At 71.1% G+C, this 20,122-nt stretch carries 17 protein-coding genes and 1 pseudogene; 10 read left to right on the top strand and 8 right to left on the bottom strand.

Going from position 1 to position 20,122, the window contains the following annotated elements:
• Positions 1–87: 87 nt before the first annotated feature.
• From ACWD0A_RS15150 to ACWD0A_RS15125, 6 genes and pseudogenes are all read right to left on the bottom strand, one after another.
• A pseudogene (locus tag ACWD0A_RS15150) lies at positions 88–1,464 on the bottom strand (alpha-amylase); the annotation flags it as partial.
• A gap of 414 nt (positions 1,465–1,878) precedes the next feature.
• Positions 1,879–2,949, bottom strand: a complete 1,071-nt coding sequence (locus ACWD0A_RS15145) for a LacI family DNA-binding transcriptional regulator (protein ID WP_451298168.1) — start codon at positions 2,947–2,949, stop codon at positions 1,879–1,881.
• Positions 2,937–4,586 (bottom strand): glycoside hydrolase family 13 protein, encoded by a 1,650-nt coding sequence (locus tag ACWD0A_RS15140; RefSeq protein WP_451298166.1) that lies wholly within the window; start codon positions 4,584–4,586, stop codon positions 2,937–2,939. The genes ACWD0A_RS15145 and ACWD0A_RS15140 overlap by 13 nt, the downstream gene beginning before the upstream one ends.
• A 46-nt stretch (positions 4,587–4,632) precedes the next feature.
• Positions 4,633–5,544 (bottom strand): sugar ABC transporter permease, encoded by a 912-nt coding sequence (locus tag ACWD0A_RS15135; protein WP_451298164.1) that lies wholly within the window; start codon positions 5,542–5,544, stop codon positions 4,633–4,635.
• Between the two features lie 22 nt (positions 5,545–5,566).
• Positions 5,567–6,574 (bottom strand): carbohydrate ABC transporter permease, encoded by a 1,008-nt coding sequence (locus ACWD0A_RS15130; protein WP_451298162.1) that lies wholly within the window; start codon positions 6,572–6,574, stop codon positions 5,567–5,569.
• A gap of 107 nt (positions 6,575–6,681) precedes the next feature.
• Positions 6,682–7,953 (bottom strand): extracellular solute-binding protein, encoded by a 1,272-nt coding sequence (locus ACWD0A_RS15125; RefSeq protein WP_451298160.1) that lies wholly within the window; start codon positions 7,951–7,953, stop codon positions 6,682–6,684.
• A 351-nt stretch (positions 7,954–8,304) separates the two neighbouring features.
• On the opposite strand from ACWD0A_RS15125, the gene ACWD0A_RS15120 reads away from it, so the two are divergent.
• The 3 genes from ACWD0A_RS15120 (at position 8,305) to ACWD0A_RS15110 (ending at position 11,189) form a co-directional block, all read left to right on the top strand.
• On the top strand, positions 8,305–9,339 hold the full coding sequence (locus ACWD0A_RS15120) for a LacI family DNA-binding transcriptional regulator (protein WP_177152263.1): 1,035 nt from the start codon (positions 8,305–8,307) through the stop codon (positions 9,337–9,339).
• A gap of 330 nt (positions 9,340–9,669) precedes the next feature.
• Entirely contained in the window at positions 9,670–10,347 is a 678-nt protein-coding gene (locus ACWD0A_RS15115; RefSeq protein WP_451298157.1) for a TetR/AcrR family transcriptional regulator, read from the top strand.
• Entirely contained in the window at positions 10,347–11,189 is an 843-nt protein-coding gene (locus ACWD0A_RS15110) for an endo alpha-1,4 polygalactosaminidase (RefSeq protein ID WP_451298155.1), read from the top strand. The genes ACWD0A_RS15115 and ACWD0A_RS15110 overlap by 1 nt, the downstream gene beginning before the upstream one ends.
• Positions 11,190–11,272: 83 nt before the next feature.
• Here the strand turns inward: ACWD0A_RS15110 and gdhA are convergent, their stop codons facing one another.
• Entirely contained in the window at positions 11,273–12,628 is a 1,356-nt protein-coding gene (gdhA, locus tag ACWD0A_RS15105; protein ID WP_451298153.1) for an NADP-specific glutamate dehydrogenase, read from the bottom strand.
• A 225-nt stretch (positions 12,629–12,853) separates the two neighbouring features.
• Positions 12,854–14,512: an FAD-dependent oxidoreductase gene (locus ACWD0A_RS15100; protein ID WP_451298151.1), complete on the bottom strand. Its 1,659-nt coding sequence runs from the start codon at positions 14,510–14,512 to the stop codon at positions 12,854–12,856.
• Positions 14,513–14,770: 258 nt separating this feature from the next.
• Here ACWD0A_RS15100 and ACWD0A_RS15095 point away from each other — a divergent pair, with 258 nt between their 5' ends.
• The 7 genes from ACWD0A_RS15095 (at position 14,771) to ACWD0A_RS15065 (ending at position 20,038) form a co-directional block, all read left to right on the top strand.
• Positions 14,771–15,892, top strand: coding sequence for a SchA/CurD-like domain-containing protein (locus ACWD0A_RS15095; RefSeq protein WP_451298149.1), 1,122 nt, complete (start codon positions 14,771–14,773; stop codon positions 15,890–15,892).
• A 74-nt stretch (positions 15,893–15,966) separates the two neighbouring features.
• Positions 15,967–16,407 carry a cupin domain-containing protein gene (locus ACWD0A_RS15090; protein WP_451298147.1) on the top strand — a complete coding sequence of 147 codons (441 nt, stop codon included), beginning with the start codon at positions 15,967–15,969 and terminating at the stop codon, positions 16,405–16,407.
• Positions 16,404–17,672 (top strand): beta-ketoacyl-[acyl-carrier-protein] synthase family protein, encoded by a 1,269-nt coding sequence (locus ACWD0A_RS15085; protein WP_451298146.1) that lies wholly within the window; start codon positions 16,404–16,406, stop codon positions 17,670–17,672. The genes ACWD0A_RS15090 and ACWD0A_RS15085 overlap by 4 nt, the downstream gene beginning before the upstream one ends.
• Positions 17,669–18,916, top strand: a complete 1,248-nt coding sequence (locus tag ACWD0A_RS15080) for a ketosynthase chain-length factor (RefSeq protein ID WP_451298144.1) — start codon at positions 17,669–17,671, stop codon at positions 18,914–18,916. Before ACWD0A_RS15085 ends, ACWD0A_RS15080 begins: the two co-directional genes overlap by 4 nt.
• An 11-nt stretch (positions 18,917–18,927) precedes the next feature.
• Complete coding sequence (locus ACWD0A_RS15075) at positions 18,928–19,185, top strand: acyl carrier protein (protein WP_177152254.1); 258 nt, start codon at positions 18,928–18,930, stop codon at positions 19,183–19,185.
• A 1-nt stretch (position 19,186) separates the two neighbouring features.
• Positions 19,187–19,666 carry an SRPBCC family protein gene (locus ACWD0A_RS15070; RefSeq protein WP_451298142.1) on the top strand — a complete coding sequence of 160 codons (480 nt, stop codon included), beginning with the start codon at positions 19,187–19,189 and terminating at the stop codon, positions 19,664–19,666.
• Between the two features lie 39 nt (positions 19,667–19,705).
• A complete protein-coding gene (locus tag ACWD0A_RS15065; protein ID WP_451298140.1) occupies positions 19,706–20,038 on the top strand; it encodes a TcmI family type II polyketide cyclase in 333 nt (110 codons plus the stop codon).
• Positions 20,039–20,122: the final 84 nt, after the last annotated feature.

The raw sequence follows: 20,122 nt of genomic DNA, 5'->3' as shown, positions 1-20,122 counted from the left end.
CCTGGATGAGGATGGTGAACGGGTGCGGAGTGCCGCCCCGCTCCGGGGAGGAGGAGCGGGGCGGCGGGAGTGCGGTGGACGTCAGCCGCAGGAACGTGCGCCGGCGTGCAGCGCGACCGCGGTGTTGGGGCCGAGGGTCGCGGTGAACTGGCCGGAGCCGTTCACCGTGACCGGCCTGTTGTTCTGGACGTCGCAGTAGGTGCCCGACGGCAGGGACGTCTGGAAGGTGCGGGTGAGCGACCACGTCTCGTGGTTGATGGCCACGTACGCCTTGGAGCCGCGGCCGAAGGCGATCTGGTCGCCTCCGTTGTCCCACCAGTTGGTGACGGACTGGCCCCGGGAGACGTTGCGGAAGGCGACCATGGAGGAGATCTCGCGCCAGGCGTGCTGGCACTTCCAGCCGTCGCTCCAGCAGGCGTTGACCTGCCCGCCGCCCGGCGGACCTGCGTCCTTGTCCGACCACTCGTAGCCGGAGTGCACGTCGGGCGACCCGTAGGGCCAGGCCAGCATGAAGACGTTGGCCAGGGTGTAGTCGGCGCCGTTCTTGTAGTTGAGCGTGTCGCCACCGCGCTCGGTGTCGTGGTTGTCGACGAAGACGGCGGACTTGGCGGACTCCATGTAGCCCCAGCCCTCGCCGTAGTTCTTCAGGTAGGCGAGGTTCTCGTTCTGGAAGACGCGCTTGAGGTCGCGTGCGTAGCGGAACTCCTGCACGTCGCCGTTGCCGAGGTACTCGGCGGGCGAGACCGCCTCGCCTGCGCCGTGGATGGCCTCCTGCTTCCAGTACACGGACGGGTTCGTCAGCTTGGCCTTGACGGCCGCGAGGTCGCCGGCGGCGATGTGCTTGGCGGCGTCGATACGGAAGCCGTCGACACCGAGCGACAGCAGGTCGTTCATGTAGCCGGCGATCTTCGTGCGGACGTACTCCTCGCCGGTGTCCAGGTCGGCGAGCCCGACGAGCTCGCACTCCTGCACGTTCCAGCGGTCCTGGTAGTTGCTGATCTGCGCGGTGCAGTTGTTCAGGTCGTACCAGGAGTACAGCCCCGGGTAGTCGTACTTCCCGTACGAGGAGCCGCCGGTGCCCGTCCCGGAGCCCGCGGCCATGTGGTTGACGACGGTGTCGGCGACGACCTTCACGCCTGCCGCGTGGCAGGTGTCGATCATGTTCTTGAAGGCGGTCCGGTCGCCGAGGCGGCCGGCGATCTTGTAGCTGACGGGCTGGTACGAGGTCCACCACTGCGGGCCCTGGATGTGCTCCTGGGGCGGCGAGACCTGGACGTACCCGTAGCCTGCCGGACCGAGCTGGTCCGTACAGGCTTTGGCGACGGAGGCGAACTTCCACTCGAACATCACGGCGGTGACGTCCTTGTCGCCGGGCGGCGCGGCCTGGGCCGGTGCGGGGGCCGTGACGGCCGCAGCGGCTCCCGCCAGGACGGCGAGTGCAGCGGCCACGGTTCTGCGGGCCATGATTCCTCCTGCTCTTCAGGGAGGTGCGGATGCGAGGGGGCAGCCTCGTACGGTCAACGCGCCGTGCCCGCAAGGCCTTTTGAGAATTCTTGTGCAAGAAGTCTGAAACTCGTTGCGGTCGAGACCGTACGACCCCCCGCGCGACCCGGTCAACCCTCCGGACCGGGGTTCATGACGGGCGGGGTGACAACCGGGAAACGTGGCCGTTCCGTGTCCGCAAACTCTTTCGCAAGTCATTGCAGCGGTGTTACGTTCAACCACGTCTCCGGACCGGCTCCTTACGCGGGCCGTGGATCCGGGCAGGGCCGCTGGCGGTCATCCCGAGTGGGTGGCTTCCACGGGGTTCGCGCCGGCCGGGGGTCCCGGTCCGTGCCGGGGCCCTACGCGCCCGGCCGGCCGGACCGATCCCCCCCGTCAGGCGCCGTGGCCGGAGGGAGCGCCCGTGGAGCCCCGCACCACGAGCTCCGGCTGGAAGACGAACTCCGTGCGCTGTACGGGGTTTCCGTCGATCTCCTCGATCAGCGCGTCCACCGCGGCCGTCGCCATCGCCTGCACGGGCTGACGCACCGTCGTGAGCGGCGGATCCGTGAACGCGATCAGCGGCGAGTCGTCGAAGCCGACCACCGAGACGTCGCGCGGCACGTCGAGGCCGCGCCCGCGCACGGCGCGGATCGCGCCGAGCGCCATCAGGTCGCTGCCGCACACGATGCCGGTGCAGCCCGCGTCGAGCAGTGCGCCGGCGGCCACTTGGCCGCCCTCGACCGAGAACAGCGTGCGCCGGATGAGGTGCTGGGCCTCCTCGTGGGGTATGCCCAGCAGCGCGTGGAGGGCCGCCGTGAATCCCTCGGTCTTGCGCCGGGAGGGCACATACCGGGTGGGGCCGACGGCGAGGCCGATGCGTTCGTGCCCCAGCTCCACGAGATGGCGCACCGCCATGCGGGCCGCCGAGCGGTCGTCGGGCGAGACGAAGTGCGCGTCGACCCGCTCGTTGAAGCCGTTGATGAGGACGAACGGCACGCCCCGGGAAGCGAGTTGCACATAGCGCGACGGGTCGGCCGAGGTGTCGGCGTGCAGCCCGGACAGGAACACGATGCCCGTGACGCCGCGCTCCTCCAGCTGCTCCACGAGCTCGTCCTCGGTGGCACCGCCCGGCATCTGCGTGCACAGCACGGGCGTGTACCCGTGCCCGGCCAGTACCTGCTCGATGACCTGCGCGAACGCCGGGAAGATCGGATTGGTCAGCTCGGGGATGACGAGCCCGACCAGACCGGCGCTGCGCCGCTTGAGCCGCACGGGCCGCTCGTAGCCGAGCACGTCGAGCGCGGCCAGCACCCGGTGCCTGGTCGTGGCGGCGACACCCGCCTTGCCGTTGAGCACCCGGCTGACGGTGGCTTCGCTGACCCCTGCCTGGAGGGCGAGGTCGGCGAGCCTCGGGACGGCGTGCGCGGCGTCGCCCCGAGGCGGAGGGACCGTCACACCGCCCACCAGGCGGTGGTGTCGGCGGGCACCTCGGCCGCCTCGCCGGTGGCCTTCACCGCCGAACTGGCCAGCAGCAGCTGCCCGTAGGCCGGCAGGGTGACGGGCTCGGACGTGGTGTTGGCGACGCAGACGAAGCCGCCGCGGCGCAGGACGAGCACGCCGTCGGGGGCGTCCAGCCACTCCACCGCGTCGCCCGCGCCGAGTTCCGGCCGTGCGCGGCGCACCGCGAGGGCACTGCGGTACAGCTCCAGCGTGGAGTCGGGGTCGCCGGTCTGCGCCTCGACGCTGAGCGCGGCCCAGCTGTCGGGCTGCGGCAGCCAGCTTCCGCCGCTGCCGAAGCCGTACGAGGAGCCCTCGACCGTCCACGGGATCGGCACGCGGCAGCCGTCGCGGAAACCGTCCTGGCCGGCCGCGCGGAAGAACGACGGGTCCTGGCGCACCTCGTCGGGCAGGTCGGTGACGTCGGGCAGACCCAGTTCCTCGCCCTGGTAGATGTACGCGGAGCCGGGCAGTGCGAGCATCAGCAGCGTCGCCGCGCGGGCCCGGCGCAGGCCCAGCTCACGGTCGCCGGCCGTGCGGATCTGGGTGCCGAGGCCCGCCGGGTTGGCGAAGCGGGTGGTGTGCCGGGTGACGTCGTGGTTGGACAGCACCCAGGTGGCGGGGGCGCCGACGGGCCGCATGGCCGCCAGCGAGAGGTCGATCACGGCACGCAGTTCGTCGGCGTCCCACGGGGTGCCGAGGTACTGGAAGTTGAACGCCTGGTGCAGCTCGTCGGGGCGCACGTAGTTCGCGGTGCGCTCCACGGTCGGCGTCCACGCCTCGGCGACGGCGATCCGCTCGCCGGGGTACTCGTCGAGGATCTTGCGCCAGCTGCGGTAGATCGCGTGCACGCCGTCCTGGTCGAAGAAGGGCATGACGTCGTTGCCGAGCAGCTTGAGCTGGTCGTGGCTGCCGAGGTCGGGCAGGCCGTCGGCCTTGACCAGGCCGTGGGCGACGTCGACGCGGAAGCCGTCGACGCCCATGTCGAGCCAGAAGCGCAGGATGGAGCGGAACTCGTCGGCGACGGCGGGGTGTTCCCAGTTGAAGTCGGGCTGCTCGGGCGCGAACAGGTGGAGGTACCACTCGCCGTCCTCGGTGCGCGTCCAGGCCGGTCCGCCGAAGATGGACTCCCAGTCGTTGGGCGGGAGTTCGCCGTTCTTCCCCTTGCCGGGGCGGAAGTGGTAGCGGGCCCGCAGCGGCGACCCGGGCCCCTCGCGCAGCGCGCGCTTGAACCACTCGTGCTGGTCGGAGGAGTGGTTGGGGACGAGGTCCACGATGATGCGCAGGCCCAGGGCGTGGGCGTCGCGGATGAGCCCGTCGGCGTCGAGGAGCGAGCCGAACATGGGGTCGATGGCACGGTAGTCGGCGACGTCGTACCCGGCGTCGGCCTGCGGGGAGGCGTAGAAGGGGCTGAGCCAGACGGCGTCGACGCCGAGGTCCTTCAGGTACGGCAGCCGGCTGCGCACGCCTTCGAGGTCGCCCATGCCGTCGCCGTTCCCGTCGGCGAAGCTGCGCGGATAGACCTGGTAGATCACCGCGTCGCGCCACCAGCCCGGCCGGGTGCTGTCGAGGGTGTGCGCGGGGGCAGTGAGGTGCTGGGTCATGTCTTCCCTGAGTAAGAGATGGCGGACGGGAAAGGTCGGCGGCGCGTCAGGACTTCGCCGCGCCGGCGGTGAGGCCGGTGACCAGATGGCGCTGGACGAGGTAGAAGACGAGCGACGCGGGCAGGGCGATGAGGACCGCGGTGGCGGCCATCAGGTCCCACTGGGTGTCGTACTGGCTGACGAAGGTGGTCAGACCGATCGACAGCGTGTACTTGCCCTCGCTGAGCATGAAGACGGAGGCGTACGCGACCTCGCCCCACGCGGTGAGGAAGGTGTAGAAGGCGGCCACCGCCAGGCCCGGCCGGGCGAGCGGCAGGATCAGCCGGTAGAAGGTGCCGAACGGGGTGAGTCCGTCGACGCGGCCCGCCTCGTCGATCTCGTGCGGGATGGTGTCGAAGTATCCCTTGAGCAGCCAGGCGCAGTACGGGACGGCCGTGGTGCAGTAGACGAGGATGAGCGCCCCGTAGGTGTCCAGCAGGCCGAGGTCGGCGACGATCTTGTAGAGCGGCACCATCAGGATGGCGACGGGGAACATCTGGGTGACCAGGAAGGTCCACATCAGCTGGCGGTAGCCGGGGAAGCGCATGCGGGACACGGCATATCCGGAGCTGGCGGCGATGAACACGCCCAGCACGCAGGTCCCGAGGGCCACGATCATCGAGTTGCCGAACCAGGTGAGGAACTGGGTGTCGGCGAGCACGGCCGAGTAGTTCTCGAAGCTGATCTTCCCGGCGATCTTGTCGGGGTGGAGGAAGTCGGTCTTGTCCGGGCCGAGCGAGATCCAGGCGATCCATCCGACCGGGAAGAAGGCGATGAAGCTCGCGACGATCAGCGTGGCGTGGATGGCGATCGAGGCGCCGCGGCTGCGCTCGCCGCGGCGGCGGGCGCCCGTCCGGTCGGCGGGGCGGGCGGGGCGCTTCGAGGGGGCTGCGGCGGGGCGTTCGGTGAGGGTGCTCATGTCGGTGGTGTCCTTGTCGGCATCAGGCGGCGGACTGCTCGTTGCGAGCGAGCCAGCGCCGGTAGAAGGAGGCGAAGACGATGAGCATCGACAGGATGATCACGCCGTACGCGGCCGAGCCGGCGTAGTCGCGCGGGTCCTGACCGAAGCCGAGGCGGTACGCCCAGGTGACGAGGATCTGCGCCTCGGGGGCGCCGGTCGCGCCGAAGAGCAGGAAGATCACGACGAACTGGTTGAAGGTCCAGATGACGCCGAGCAGGATCACGGTGGAGCTGACCGAGCGCAGACCGGGCAGCGTGACGTGGCGGAAGCGCTGCCAGGCGCTCGCGCCGTCCATCTCGGCCGCCTCGTACAGGTCGCCGTTGATGGACTGGAGTCCGCCGAGCAGCGAGACCATCATGAAGGGCACACCGACCCAGACGTTGACCATGACGGCGGAGGTCCGCTGCCAGAAGACGTCGCTGAGCCAGCCGGGCTGCGGCAGCTCGAGCCAGCCGAGCGCGGTGTTCAGGATGCCGCCCTCGTCGGCGAGGATCAGCCGCCAGGAGAAGACGGTGACGAAGGTGGGCACGGCCCACGGCAGGATCAGGACGAGCCGGTAGAACGTGCGGCCGCGCAACTTGCGGTTGAGCAGCAGCGCGAGGCCGAGCCCGATGCCGTAGTGGAAGGCGACGCAGACGACGGTCCACACGATCGTCCAGACGAAGTGCGGCCAGAACTGGCCGTCGGCGCCCGAGAGGATCTCCGTGTAGTTGTCCGGGCCGACCCACGAGAACGAGTCCGGGATCTTGTTGACGCCGATGGTGCGGCCGATGTTCGTGCTGTCGGCGTCCGTCATCGACAGGTAGATGCCGCGGACGAGCGGATACAGCACCAGCACGCCGAGTACGAGGACGACCGGGGCCACCATGGCCCAGGCGTACCAGTTCTTCTCGTACGACAGCTTCATACGGGCAAAGAGCCCGGGGCGCCCGGGGCGCGGGGCGCGCCCGCGCTCGGCGGCGGTTGCGCCCTCAGCGGCGACGGTCATCTTCGGCACCTTCTCGGCGTTCTTCTCGGCAGTTGACTGCGGGAGTCGGTCGGGACGCGGCTGTGCGGCCGGCCCGCCCCGTCAGGAGGGCGGGCCGGCCGCTGGGCTCAGGAGTAGTCCTGGAGCAGCTTCTTGTAGGCCGCGGCGGTGTCGTCCAGGCCCTTCTGCACGCTCACCTTGTTCTGGAGGATCTTGGTGACGTTGGTCTCGAAGTCGGTGTACAGGGAGCTGTAGCTCGGGTCCGAGCCGCGCGCCTTGCCGCTCTCGGCCAGCACCGTCTGCATGTCGCCGAAGCCGGGCAGCGCCTTGACCTCGGCGGTGTAGGCGGAGGTACGGGTGGGCAGGGTGCTGTTCTTCAGCGCGATCTTCGCCTGGGTCTCACCGGAGGTCATGAAGCCGATGAACTTCTGCGCGGCCTTCTGGTGGGCGGCGTCGGAACCGGCGTAGAGCGACAGGTTGTGGCCGCCGATCGGGGCGCCCGCGGTGCCGGTCGAGCCGGCGGGCACCTTGGAGATGCCCAGGTTCGCGGCGTCCTTGAACGCGGCGCCCTTGTAGATGTTGGTGAGTTCCCACGGGCCCTGGACGATCATCGCGACCTTGCCGGTCGTGAAGGCGTCCTGCATGTGCGCGTAGGCGTCCGCGGAGACGTCGAGCTTGGCGACACCGTCGGAGGCCAGCAGGCTCTTGCTCGTCTCGATGGCCTTGGCGGCCTTGTCCGAGTTGACGGTGATCTTCTTGCCCTCGGAGTCGATGAGGTCGACGCCCTCGCCGTAGAGGAACGGCATCTGGTAGTAACCGGCCTTGTTCAGCCAGAAGCCGTCGGCGTCGGTCTTGTCGGCGACCGCCTTGGAGACCTTCTTCAGCTCGTCCCAGGTGGTGGGCGCCGCCTCGAAGCCCGCCTTCTTGAGGAGGTCCTTGTTCCACATGAGCGCGAGGGTGTCGGTGACGATCGGCGCGCCGTAGGTCTTGCCCTCGTACTGCGCCTGCTTCAGCAGGGCGGGCGTGATGTCCTCGGAGTTCTTCAGGGCCTCGGTGCCGTCGAGCGGGGCGAGGAACTGCTGCTTCGCCCACGCACCGGTCCAGCCGACGTCGGCACGGATGATGTCGGGGGCGCCCTTGCTGCCGGCAGCGGTCTGGAACTTGTTCTGGGCCTGGTCGAAGGGGACGTTCACGTACTTGACCGTGATGCCCTTGTTGGCCGCCTCGAACTCCTTGATGAGCGCCTTGTAGTTGGGCGCCTCGTTGGTCGCGTTCGAGGTGTCCCACCACGTGATGGTGACCGGGCCCTCTGCCTTGCTCTCTCCGCTGCCCCCACCGCACGCCGTCGCTGAGAGGGCCAGTGCCGCTACCAGCGCGGTGGCCGCTATGCCACGCCGCATGTGAACTCCTTCAACTGTGCCCGGGAAGGGCGGAGGCGAAGTCGCGCCTCCCGCCGACCGCTCCCTCGCGGCGCCGGGTTGCCAGGAACGTAACAGGGCTGAAAAGCATCGGAAAGACCTTGCGGCAAATTTCTGCAAGGACGGGTGATCGTTACATTCGCGTGTCCGGAGAGTTGCCGTCAGGTCGCTTGACACCGGTCCCGACACAGGGTGTACCTCGCTGCAAGGCCTCCGCAAGGGGCCCGCAAGGCTTTGCAGGCGCCTGATCCGGTTCTTCCGCCATCGCACAGGAACCGGCTGAATCCCCTACGTGGTGGGCAATCCCCCGTACGAGCGGTACAGTCCACTGACATGACCGCGCGGCTCGCCGACATCGCAGCCCAGGCGGGGGTCAGTGAAGCCACAGTCAGCCGCGTGCTCAACGGCAAGCCCGGTGTGGCTGCGGCCACCCGTGAGTCCGTCCTGGCCGCACTCGACGTGCTCGGCTACGAACGGCCCGTGCGGCTGCGCCAGCGCAGCGCGGGCCTGGTCGGCCTGATAACCCCCGAGCTGGACAACCCCATCTTCCCCGCCCTTGCGCAGGTGATCGGCCAGGCGCTGACCCGCCAGGGGTACACCCCCGTCCTCGCCACCCAGACACCCGGCGGCTCCACCGAGGACGAGCTGACCGAGATGCTGGTCGACCGGGGCGTCTCCGGGATCATCTTCGTCTCCGGCCTGCACGCCGACACCACCGCCGACATGGAGCGCTACGACCGGCTGCGCGCCCAGGGCGTGCCGTACGTCCTGGTCAACGGCTTCTCCTCCAAGGTGCAGGCGCCCTTCGTCTCCCCCGACGACCGGGCCGCCATGCAGCTGGCGGTCACCCACCTGGTCTCACTCGGCCACACCCGGATCGGCCTGGCCCTCGGCCCCAGGCGGTTCGTGCCCGTGCTGCGCAAGATAGAGGGCTTCCAGACGGCGATGAAGGAGCGGCTGGGCCTGTCCCCCGAGGAGTCGCAGGAGCTGATCCAGCACTCGCTCTACACGCTGGAGGGCGGCCAGGCCGCCGCCTCCGGGCTCATCGCGCGCGGCTGCACGGCCATCGTGTGCGCGAGCGACATGATGGCGCTCGGCGCGATCCGGGCGGCGCGGCAGCAGGGGCTGCACGTGCCGAAGGACATCTCGGTGGTCGGCTTCGACGACTCGCCGCTCATAGCGTTCACCGACCCCCCGCTGACCACGATCCGCCAGCCCGTGCAGGCCATGGGCCAGGCCGCGGTCCGTGCGCTGCTGGAGGAGGTCGGCGGGACGCCGGCCCCCCACAGCGAGTTCGTGTTCATGCCCGAGCTGGTGGTCCGCGGCTCGACGGCGTCCGGAACGAAGAGGTCCGGCTCCGACCGGTGAGCGGCCCCGCCAGAGGGCGGCGCGCGGACTCACGTACGGCTCCGGTCCCGTGACGAGCCGGTCTCCCACGTCGGACTCCGACAACGCGGGCGGCGCCCGTCTCGTCGTCCGCCGCCTGCGGCCTGCCGCCTGCCGCCTGCCGCCTGCCGCCGGAAGATCGTCACGATCACGGGCCGCCCGGACATATCCGTGGCCCGGTGCCGGCCGGCCGCCGATGCGCCGGAACCGTCTGCGGGCGGCGGTGGGCTTCTTGGGCGGCCGCCCCGCCCGTGCCACCATGAAGATCCGTCCGCGGGAACCGCCGCGCGACCCCGGCCCCGAGGTACTGCTGTGACGAAGCCCGCCGCCCGCGAGCCGCAGAGGCGCAACTCCCGCTCCAACCGCGCCCGCATCCTCGCCGTCGCACGGAGCGAACTGGGCTTCAGCCCGGACACCACGCTCGAGGAGATCGCGCGGGCCGCGGGTGTCGTGCGCCGCACCGTCTACGGCCACTTCCCCGGCCGCCAGGCGCTGCTCGAGGCGCTCGCCGACGAGGCAGCCGCGGCACTGCGGGAGGCGGTCGGCGCGTTCGCCGCGACGAGTGCCCCCGACGAGCCCGCCGAGCGCGCGCTCGCCCGTTTCGTGCTGACGATGTGGCCGGTCGGCGACCGCTACCGCATGCTGATCGCCCTGGCCCGGCGTGACCTGGGCGTCGAGCGTGTCACCGGGATCCTCTCCCCCACGCGCACGACGGTGCAGACGATCCTGGAACGCGGCCGGGCGGCCGGGGCGTTCCCCTCCCCCGTCCCGGCGCCCGCGCTGAGCGCGGCCCTCGAGTGCCTGACGCTCTCGCTGCTGGAGAGCGTCGACACCGGTGCCTGGAAGGACGACGGGCGGGCGACCGCCGTCGCGACGCTCATCGCGGCGGGAGTGCCCGCAGGGCAGGCGGAGGCCGAGGTGCTCGCGCTCGTCGCGCAGCCGGGAGTCATGCCCGTCGGTCGGGCCGCGGACACCGAAGCAGGGAACTGATGCGCCCGTTGCCCAGGACCCGCGTCGTGGCCACCGCCGCCGTCCTGCTGGTGCTGCTGAGCGCGTGCTCCACGACCACGGACCCCCCTCCGCGTCCCACGGCGCCCGGTCCCGACGGGGACGGCGTCCTGCGCCCGGCGGCGGGTGCGGTGTTCGACTACCAGCTGGGCGGCGCCTATCCGCCGGCCGACGACGTCGAGGCCGTCTCCCGCGACCGGAGCGCCGAGCCCGTGCCGGGCCTGTACAACATCTGCTACGTCAACGCCTTCCAGACACAACCCGGGGACGCCGTCGCCTGGTGGCGGAAGAAGCACCCGGACCTGCTGCTGCGCGGGCGCGACGGCGAGTTGGTCGTCGACGAGGACTGGGACGAGCCGCTGCTCGACCTCTCGTCGGCCGCCAAGCGCCGCTCGCTGCTCGGTGTCGTGGGGCCGTGGATCGACGGTTGCGCGGAGCGCGGATTCGACGCGGTCGAGCCCGACAACCTCGACTCGTACACCCGCTCGGACGGCCTCCTCACCGAGGCCGACGCCATCGCCTTCGCCCGGCTGCTGGCGGACCGGGCCCATGCGCGGGGGCTCGCGATCGCCCAGAAGAACACCGCCGAACTGCTCGACGGGCACGAGGACATCGGCTTCGACTTCGCGGTCGTGGAGGAGTGCGCGCGCTATGAGGAGTGCCCGGGCTTCACGCGCGCGTACGACGGCCGCGTGTTCGACGTCGAGTACGAGCAGGAGGACTTCGCCACCGCGTGCCGCACGTGGCCGCGCCTGTCCGTCGTGCTGCGCGACCGCGACGTGCGCCCTGCGGGCGAGCCGGGTCACGTCCGCGAAACCTGCTGAACGCCGGCCTGCCCGAACCGGGTGCTCCGCCCCCGTGCCCGCCTCCTGCATCCTGGCGGGCCGGGGGCCGAGCCCCGGACGGATCAGACCAGGCCCTGGGCCAGCATCGCGTCCGCGACGCGCTCGAAGCCCGCGATGTTCGCGCCGGTCACGTAGTCGCCGGGGACGCCGTAGCGCTCGGACGTCTCGTAGCAGATGCGGTGGATGTCGCCCATGATCAGGCCGAGCTCCTTCTCCATGCGCGCGGGCGTCCAGGAGTCGCGGGAGGCGTTCTGGCGCATCTCCAGGGCGCTGACCGCGACGCCGCCGGCGTTGGCCGCCTTGCCGGGGCCGAGGGCGACGCCCGCGTCCTGGAAGATGCGCACCGCCTCGGGCGTGCAGGGCATGTTGGCGCCTTCGGAGACCGCGCGCACGCCGTTGCGGACGAGCGTGAGGGCGTGCTGCGCGTCCAGTTCGTTCTGGGTGGCCGAGGGGAACGCGATGTCGGCCGGGACGTCCCACACACTGCCGCCCGGCACATAGCGGGCGGAGGACCCGCGACGGTCCGCGTAGTCGCTGACGCGTCCCCGTTCGACCTCCTTGACCTGCTTGAGGAGTTCGACGTCGATGCCCTTCTCGTCGACGACGCAGCCCTGGGAGTCGGAGCAGGTGACCGGGTGCGCGCCGCTGGTCGTCAGCTTCTCGATCGTGTGGACGGCGACGTTGCCGGAGCCGGAGACCACAGCCGTCAGGCCCGCGAGTTCCTCGCCCCGCAGGCTCAGCATCTCGGCGGCGAACAGCACGCTGCCGTAGCCGGTCGCCTCGGTGCGGAACGCGGAGCCGCCCCACGCGAGTCCCTTGCCGGTGAGCACCCCCGCCTCCCAGCGGTTGGTGATGCGCCGGTACTGGCCGAAGAGGTAGCCGATCTCGCGGGTGCCCACCCCGATGTCACCCGCCGGCACATCGGTGTGCTCGCCGATGTGCCGGTGGAGTTCGGTCATGAACGACTGGCAGAAGCGCATGACTTCGGCGTCCGAGCGGCCGCGCGGGTCGAAGTCGCTGCCGCCCTTGCCGCCGCCGATGCCGAGTCCGGTGAGGGCGTTCTTGAAGATCTGCTCGAAGCCGAGGAACTTCACGACACCGAGGTTGACCGAGGGGTGGAAGCGCAGCCCGCCCTTGTACGGGCCGAGCGCGCTGTTGAACTCCACCCGGAATCCCCGGTTGACGTGGACCGCGCCGTGATCGTCCTGCCAGGGCACCCGGAACATGATCTGCCGCTCGGGCTCGCAGAGCCGCTCGACGAGCCCCGGCTCCGCGTACTCGGGACGCGCGGCGAACACGGGGCCCAGGCTCTCCAGGACCTCCCGGGCCGCCTGGTGGAACTCGGGCTCGCCCGGGTTGCGGCGTTCCAGTTCGGTGCGGAGGGTGGCCTGCCGGTCCTTCGCGGGTGAAGCTGTCACAGCGTGTCCCTTCCTGCCCGGCCGGCGCGGTCGGTGCCCGGCCGGGACGGTGGTCCGGTGTCGTTGCCGGCGAGGAGTACGGCCGTACGGCCCCGGGTGTTCACGCGGGCGGGACCCGCGGAACAGTCCCCGGCTCCTCCCCGGGTGCCCTTCCGGCCGGGCTCCGGCACGGGAAAGGGGAGGCGGCGAGCCGCCTCCCCTCGGACGCTATCAGGCGTTGGCGGCTCAGCCACGACCCGTCGGTGAACGGTGGAGCAATGACTCCAGCACGTCGGACAGCACGGCTTCGGGGTCGGGTACGGAGCCCGGCGAGCGCCAGGCGACGAAGCCGTCCGGCCGTACGAGGAGAGCTCCTTCGCCGGTCGTGCCGTGCGCGGCCCGCCAGTCGACGCCGGTCTCGGGCACCAGGTCGGCGCCGGGGCCCTCGCCGATGCGGTACACGTCGAGCGGGACGCGCAGCCGGGCGGCGGCGTCCACCCCGGCCGCGTGCCAGGCGCCACCGCCGGGGCCCGCGTCCGTCAGCAGGACGAAGGAGCGCTCGTAGAGGTCGAGGGTGGACACCATGCCGCTCTCGCCGCCGCGGCGCACCCACAGGTGCGGTGCGCGGCTGCCGGGTTCACCCGTGAGCTGCAGCCCTTGGGGGACGATGGGCAGTTCGGGGTCGGCGCCCAGGACCGCACCGCTGCGGTAGCGGTAGCCGAGGGCGACGGTCAGCATTCCGCTCTGCTTTCCGCCGCCGCCGGGGGCGGGTGCGTAGCCGGGGTGGCTGTGCTCCTCGGAGCGGACGGAGGCCCGCTTGCTGGTGGCCACCGCGACCGGCCGGCGCTCGGCGTCGTAGGTGTCCAGCAGGCCGGGGCCCGCGTGGCCGCGCAGGACGGCGGCGAGTTTCCAGGCGAGGTTGTGGGCGTCCTGGATACCGGTGTTGGAGCCGAACGCGCCGGTCGGGGACATCTCGTGCGCGGAGTCGCCCGCGAGGAAGACACGGCCGTCGGCGTACCGTTCGGCGACCCGCTCGGCGGCGTGCCAGGGCGCCTTGCCGGTGATCTCGACGTCGAGGTCGAGGGCGCCGGTGGCGCGGCGGATGTGCGTGATGCAGCGCTCGTCGGTGAAGTCCTCGATCGTCTCGCCGGTCTGGGGCTGCCACGGCGCGTGGAACACCCAGTTCTCGGCGTTGTCCACCGGCAGCAGGGCGCCGTCGGCCGCCGGGTCGGTGAGGTAGCAGACGATGAAGCGGCGGTCCCCGACCACGGCCGCGAGGCCGCGCGAGCGGAACGTGATGCTCACGTTGTGGAACAGGTCGCCCGGCCCCGACCGGCCGATGCCGAGCCGTTCGCGCACCGGGCTGCGCGGCCCGTCGGCGGCGACGAGGTAGTCCGCGCGCACCGTGCCGAGCCGGCCCGTCATCCGGTCCTCGACGACCGCCGTGACGCCCCCGGCGTCCTGTTCGAAGGAGCGCAGCTCGGTGGAGAACCGCAGATCGCCGCCGTACTTCGTGGCGTACTCCAGGAGCACCGGCTCCAGGTCGTTCTGGCTGCACACGCACCAGGGGGCCGGGCTGAAGCGGGACGCGCCGCTGCTGTGCTGCACCTCCTTGATCAGCCATTCGCCGCCACCGCCGGTGAGGGAGGGCGTCTGGAGGATGCCGTGGTTCTCGGCCAGGACCCGGCCGGCCTCACGGATGGGATCGTCCACGCCGGCCGTGCGGAACAGCTCCATGGTGCGCACGTTGTTGCCGCGGCCGCGTGGGTGCATCGAGGTGCCCGCATGTCGCTCGACCAGCATGTGCTCGATGCCGAGCCGGCCGAGGAAGAGGGACGTGGACAGGCCCACCAGGGAGCCGCCCACGACGAGGACAGGTACGCGTACTTCAGCCTGTTGTTGCATCGATCAGCTCCTGCTGCGGCCGCCGGGAAGTGGACGACGTTTCCATGCCCCCGGGAAGGTGCTTCGGGTCGCCGCTTCACCCACCTGGTTCACACATCTCGCGCCACCGGTGGTACGTGGCGAGGATCGAGACCGGACCGCCACAGCCGTTGACGGCGATCGACGGACCGTACGCACCGGATCTCATACTCGGGATCTTCCGAGGACCGATGTCGTACGCGGGTGTGGCGGGCTCACTGTCCAAGGAGAGGCGTGACCATGACGACGCTGTCCGAACGTATATCCCAGTCGGCCTTCGACGGCTCCCGGCTGCGCGTGGTACTGATGCTCGATCTCTACGACGGGGCACAGCAGCAGTTCCTCGCCGCCTACGAGCACATGCGGCACCAGGTGGCGTCCGTCCCCGGCCACATCTCCGACCAGCTGTGCCAGTCCATAGAGAATCCGTCCCAGTGGCTGATCACCAGCGAATGGGAGAGCGCTCCGCCGTTCCTCGCCTGGGTGAACAGCGAGGAGCACCTGGAGACCGTCCAGCCGCTCCACGACTGTGTGCGCGATACCCGGTCCTTCCGTTACAGCGTGCTGCGCGAGACGGACGGGGCACGCACCCCGGTCTCCCAGAAGCGCCGCACGGGCACGCAGCCGGCGCCCCGCGTCGGTGACGGCGTCGTACGCCACGCCCTCACTTTCACGGTCAGGCCGGACAGCGAGCACAGGGTCGCCGAGATCCTCGCGGGATACACCTCGCCCGAGGCCCGGGTCGACGACACCACCCGGCTGCGCCGCACCTCCCTGTTCATGCACGGCAACCGCGTCGTGCGGACCGTGGAGGTGCAGGGTGACCTGCTGGCGGCACTGCGGCACGTGGCCCGCCAGCCCGAGGTGCGGGCGGTGGAAGAGGCCATCAACCCGTACCTGGAGCAGGACCGCGACCTCGACGACCCGAAGTCGGCCCGCGTGTTCTTCACCCGCGCGGCTCTCCCGGCCGTCCACCACCTGGCCACGACGGGCGGCAGCCCGCAGGACGTCGTGCGGCACGGCCTGTACTACCCGGCCAAGAAGGGGTGCGGCATGGCGCTGGCCAAGCTGCTGGCCCAGCAGGACGAGGCCGCCGCGGACGTTCCCGCAGGGCTGATCGACAGCAGCACCGTCTTCCAGCGCGACGACATCGTCGTACGGCTCGTCGACGCGCGCGGTCCGCTGGACACCGACCCGCTGCTCGCCCTCGGCGCGCGCGGCCCCCGCAAGGCCGACGTGCTGGCGCGCCTGCTCGATCTCGATGCTCTCGGTGTGGACGGGTCGCTCACCGACGAGAAGGTGGCGGCGCGCCTCCTGGAAAGCGCCGACATGCGTCTGATCACCGACCGCCGCGCTTCCTGAACCGCGACCGTCCGAGCGGAGCCGGGCGCCGCAGACCGCGGCTCCCGACTTCCGGCCCTGTGGAGGAAACAGTCATGAGCACAACGCACCGCATCGTCGACCTCAGCGAGACCCAGCCCAACCGCCGGCGCGGTGGTGACCTGCGCGCCATGCTCACGCCCACCGTGGTGGGGGCGACGAGCGGCTTCATGGGCCTCGCGATCGTCGAACCCGGAGACCGCATCGGCGAGCACTACCACCCGTACTCGGAGGAGTTCGTGTATGTGGTCGCCGGCGATCTCGAGGTCGATCTGGACGGCGAGACGCACCCGATCCGGACCGACCAGGGGCTGATGATCCCCCCGTACGTGCGTCACCGGTTCCGCAACGTGGGCCGCACCGAGGCCCGCATGGTCTTCCACCTGGGGCCGCTGGCCCCGCGCCCGGAGCTCGGGCACGTCGACACGGAGGAGACCCCCGCCGCGGAGGGCACCGCGGCGCACCGGCCCTCCGAGCCCACGGGAGCGGTTTCGTGAACCGACGTGTGGCGGTGACCGGTGTCGGCATCGTCGCACCCGGAGGCGTGGGCGCCCCGGCGTTCTGGGGCCTGCTCGCGGACGGCCGGACCGCGACGCGGGGCATCACCCTGTTCGACCCGGCGGGCTTCAGGTCCCGTATCGCCGCGGAGGTCGACTTCGATCCCGCGGTCCACGGCCTCGACGCCCAGCAGGCGCAACGGGCCGACCGATACGTGCAGTTCGCCATGGTCGCCGCGCGCGAGGCGCTCGCCGACGCCGGTCTGGACATGGGACGGGAGGATCCGTGGCGGATCGGGGTGTCCATGGGCACCGCGGTCGGCGGCACCACCCGGCTGGAGCACGACTATGTGGCGGTCAGCAGCTCGGGCCGCCGCTGGGACGTCGACCACAGCGAGGCGGGGCCGCATCTCCACCGGGCGTTCTCACCCAGCGCCCTCGCCTCGGAGATAGCGGAACTGACGGGCGCGCACGGGCCCGTGCAGACCGTGTCCACGGGCTGCACGTCGGGGCTGGACGCGGTGGGTTACGCGTTCCACGCCATCGAGGAGGGCCGGGTCGACATCTGTGTCGCCGGCGCCTCGGACTCGCCGATCTCCCCGATCACCGTGGCGTGCTTCGACGCGATCAAGGCGACGTCGCCGAACAACGGCGACCCGACGCACGCCTCGCGCCCGTTCGACGCCCACCGCGACGGGTTCGTGATGGGCGAGGGCGGCGCGGTCCTCGTACTGGAGGAGCTCGAGCACGCCCGCGCCCGCGGTGCCCGCGTCTACTGCGAGATCGGCGGCTACGCCACCTTCGGCAACGCCCACCACATGACCGGTCTCACCCGCGAGGGCCTGGAGATGGCACACGCCATCGACCACGCCCTGGACCACGCCCGGCTCAACGGGTCGGACGTCGACTACGTCAACGCCCACGGTTCCGGGACGCAGCAGAACGACCGGCACGAGACCGCCGCGGTCAAGAGGTCGCTCGGGCAGCACGCGTACGAGGTGCCGATGAGCTCCATCAAATCCATGGTGGGCCACTCGCTGGGTGCGATCGGCGCGATCGAGGTCGTCGCCTGCGTCCTGGCACTCGTCCACCAGACGGTGCCGCCCACGGCGAACTACGAGACGCCCGACCCCGAGTGCGACCTGGACTACGTCCCGCGTACGGCACGCGAGGCGAAGCTGCGCACCGTGCTGTCGGTCGGCAGCGGGTTCGGTGGATTCCAGTCCGCGGTGGTGCTCACCAGGCCAGGTGGGAGGACACCATGAGCCCTCGTCAGAGCCGTCGCCCCGTCATCAGCGGCATCGGAGTCGTCGCCCCCGGCGGCGTGGGCACCGACGCCTTCTGGAAGGCCACGCGCGAGGGGATCAGCGCGCTCGACCGCGTCACCCGCGAGGGCTGCGAACACCTGCCGCTGCGCGTCGCGGGCGAGGTGCGGGGTTTCGACCCGCAGGCGCTGGTCGAGCAGCGGTTCCTGGTCCAGACGGACCGGTTCACCCACTTCGCGATGGCGGCCGCCGACATGGCGCTGGCGGACGCGCGGCTGAACCCCGGGAGCCAGGACGAGCCGTTCGCCGTCGGGGTCGTCACGGCGGCGGGGTCGGGCGGCGGCGAGTTCGGCCAGCGAGAGCTGCAGCGGCTGTGGGGCCAGGGCTCGACGTACGTGGGCCCCTACCAGTCCATCGCCTGGTTCTACGCGGCGAGCACCGGCCAGATCTCGATCCGCGGCGGCTTCAAGGGGCCGTGCGGTGTCGTCGCCAGTGACGAGGCCGGCGGGCTCGACGCCCTGGCGCACGCCGCCGGGGCCGTACGGCGTGGCACCGACAGCGTGGTCGTCGGCGCCGCCGAGGCGCCGCTCGCGCCGTACTCGGTCGTCTGCCAGCTCGGCTACCGGGAGCTCAGCACGTCCGAGGAACCGGATCGGGCGTACCGCCCGTTCACGGCGCACGCGTGCGGGTTCGTGCCCGCGGAGGGCGGCGCCATGCTCGTCGTCGAGGACGAGTCCGCCGCCGTCGCGCGCGGCGCGGCCGTGCGCGCCGAGGTGGCCGGGCACTGCGCGACGTTCACCGGCGCCTCGCGCTGGGAGGAGTCCCGCGAGGGGCTCGCCCGGGCGATCCGCGGGGCGCTCGACGAGGCGGGCTGCGCGCCCGAGGAGATCGATGTGGTCTTCGCGGACGCGCTGGGGCTGCCGGACGCGGACCGCGCCGAGGCGCTGGCCCTCGTCGACGCCCTCGGCCCGCACGGCAGCCGGGTGCCGGTGACGGCGCCCAAGACCGGCACCGGCCGGGCCTACTGCGGAGCGCCGGTGCTCGACGTCGCCGCCGCGGTGCTCTCGCTGGAGCACGGCCTGGTCCCGCCCACCCCCCATGTGTTCGACGTCTGTCACGACATCGCCCTGGTGACGGGCACGGCACGGCCCGCCGCGCTGCGCACGGCACTGGTGCTGAGCCGGGGACTGATGGGTTCCAACGCGGCGCTCGTGCTCCGGCGCGACGCCGACAACCTCTCGTGAAGGAGGATCGCATGACCGCACAACTGACCGTCGAGGAGCTGTCCGCGCTGATGAAGAAGGGCGCCGGCATATCCGTCGACCCGGCCCAGATGGACAGCAACCCGGACATCCCGTTCGAGGCGTACGGCCTCGACTCGCTCGGCCTGCTCGGCATCGTCGGCGAGCTGGAGAACCGGTACGGCCGGGCGCTCCCGGTCGAGGCCGACCGCTGCAAGACACCGCGCGAGTTCCTCGACCTCGTCAACGACACTCTGATGGCAGGAGCCTGAAATGGCCGGGCACACCGAGAACGAGATCATCATCGACGCGCCCCTGGACCTGGTCTGGGAGGTGACGAACGACGTGGACCACTGGCCACAGCTGTTCACCGAGTACGCCTCCGTGGAGGTGATCGAGCGGGACGGGAACCGGACGGTGTTCCGGCTGACCATGTACCCGGACGAGAACGGCAAGGTCTGGAGCTGGGTCTCGGAGCGCGAGGCGGACCGGGCGGCCCTCACCGTGCGCGCCAAGCGCGTGGAGACCGGACCGTTCGAGTACATGAACATCCTGTGGACGTACGCCGAGACGCCGCAGGGCGTCCGGATGCACTGGACGCAGGACTTCGCGATGAAGCCGGACGCTCCCGTGGACGACGCGTGGATGACCGACAACATCAACCGCAACTCCCGCATCCAGATGGCCCTGATCCGGGACCGCATCGAGCAGCGTGCCCGCGTCCGCGAGACCGCTCCGGTCACGCCGAACTGACGGCCCTTTCCCCCGACGGCATCCGAAGGGACGCCCCCGATGCACCAAGCACTGATCGTCGCCCGTATGGCACCCGGGTCCGCGCCGGACATCGCCGAGGTGTTCGCGGCCTCCGACAGCGGTGAACTGCCGCACCTCGTCGGCGTCCGGCGGCGCAGCCTGTTCCAGTTCGGCGACGTGTACCTCCACCTCATCGAGGCCGACCGGCCCCCCGGGCCGGCGATCGCCAAGGTGACCGAGCACGCCGCGTTCCGGGACGTCAGCGAACGCCTTGCGGCCTTCGTCAGTCCCTACGATCCGCAGACCTGGCGGAGCCCGAAGGACGCAATGGCCACGCAGTTCTACTCCTGGCAGAGCGACAAGGGCGCCTGAGCTCGCCGATCCACAGGAGCTGGTTGCCGGTCGGTTCGAGGTCCTCGCTCAGGAACGGGGTCGCGAGGCCGAGGACGGTCGCGT

This window comes from Streptomyces sp. NPDC002867, from assembly GCF_053591895.1.
The sequence above is the reverse complement of the archived record's forward strand: the minus strand, read 5'-3'. Positions and strand labels throughout refer to the sequence as shown.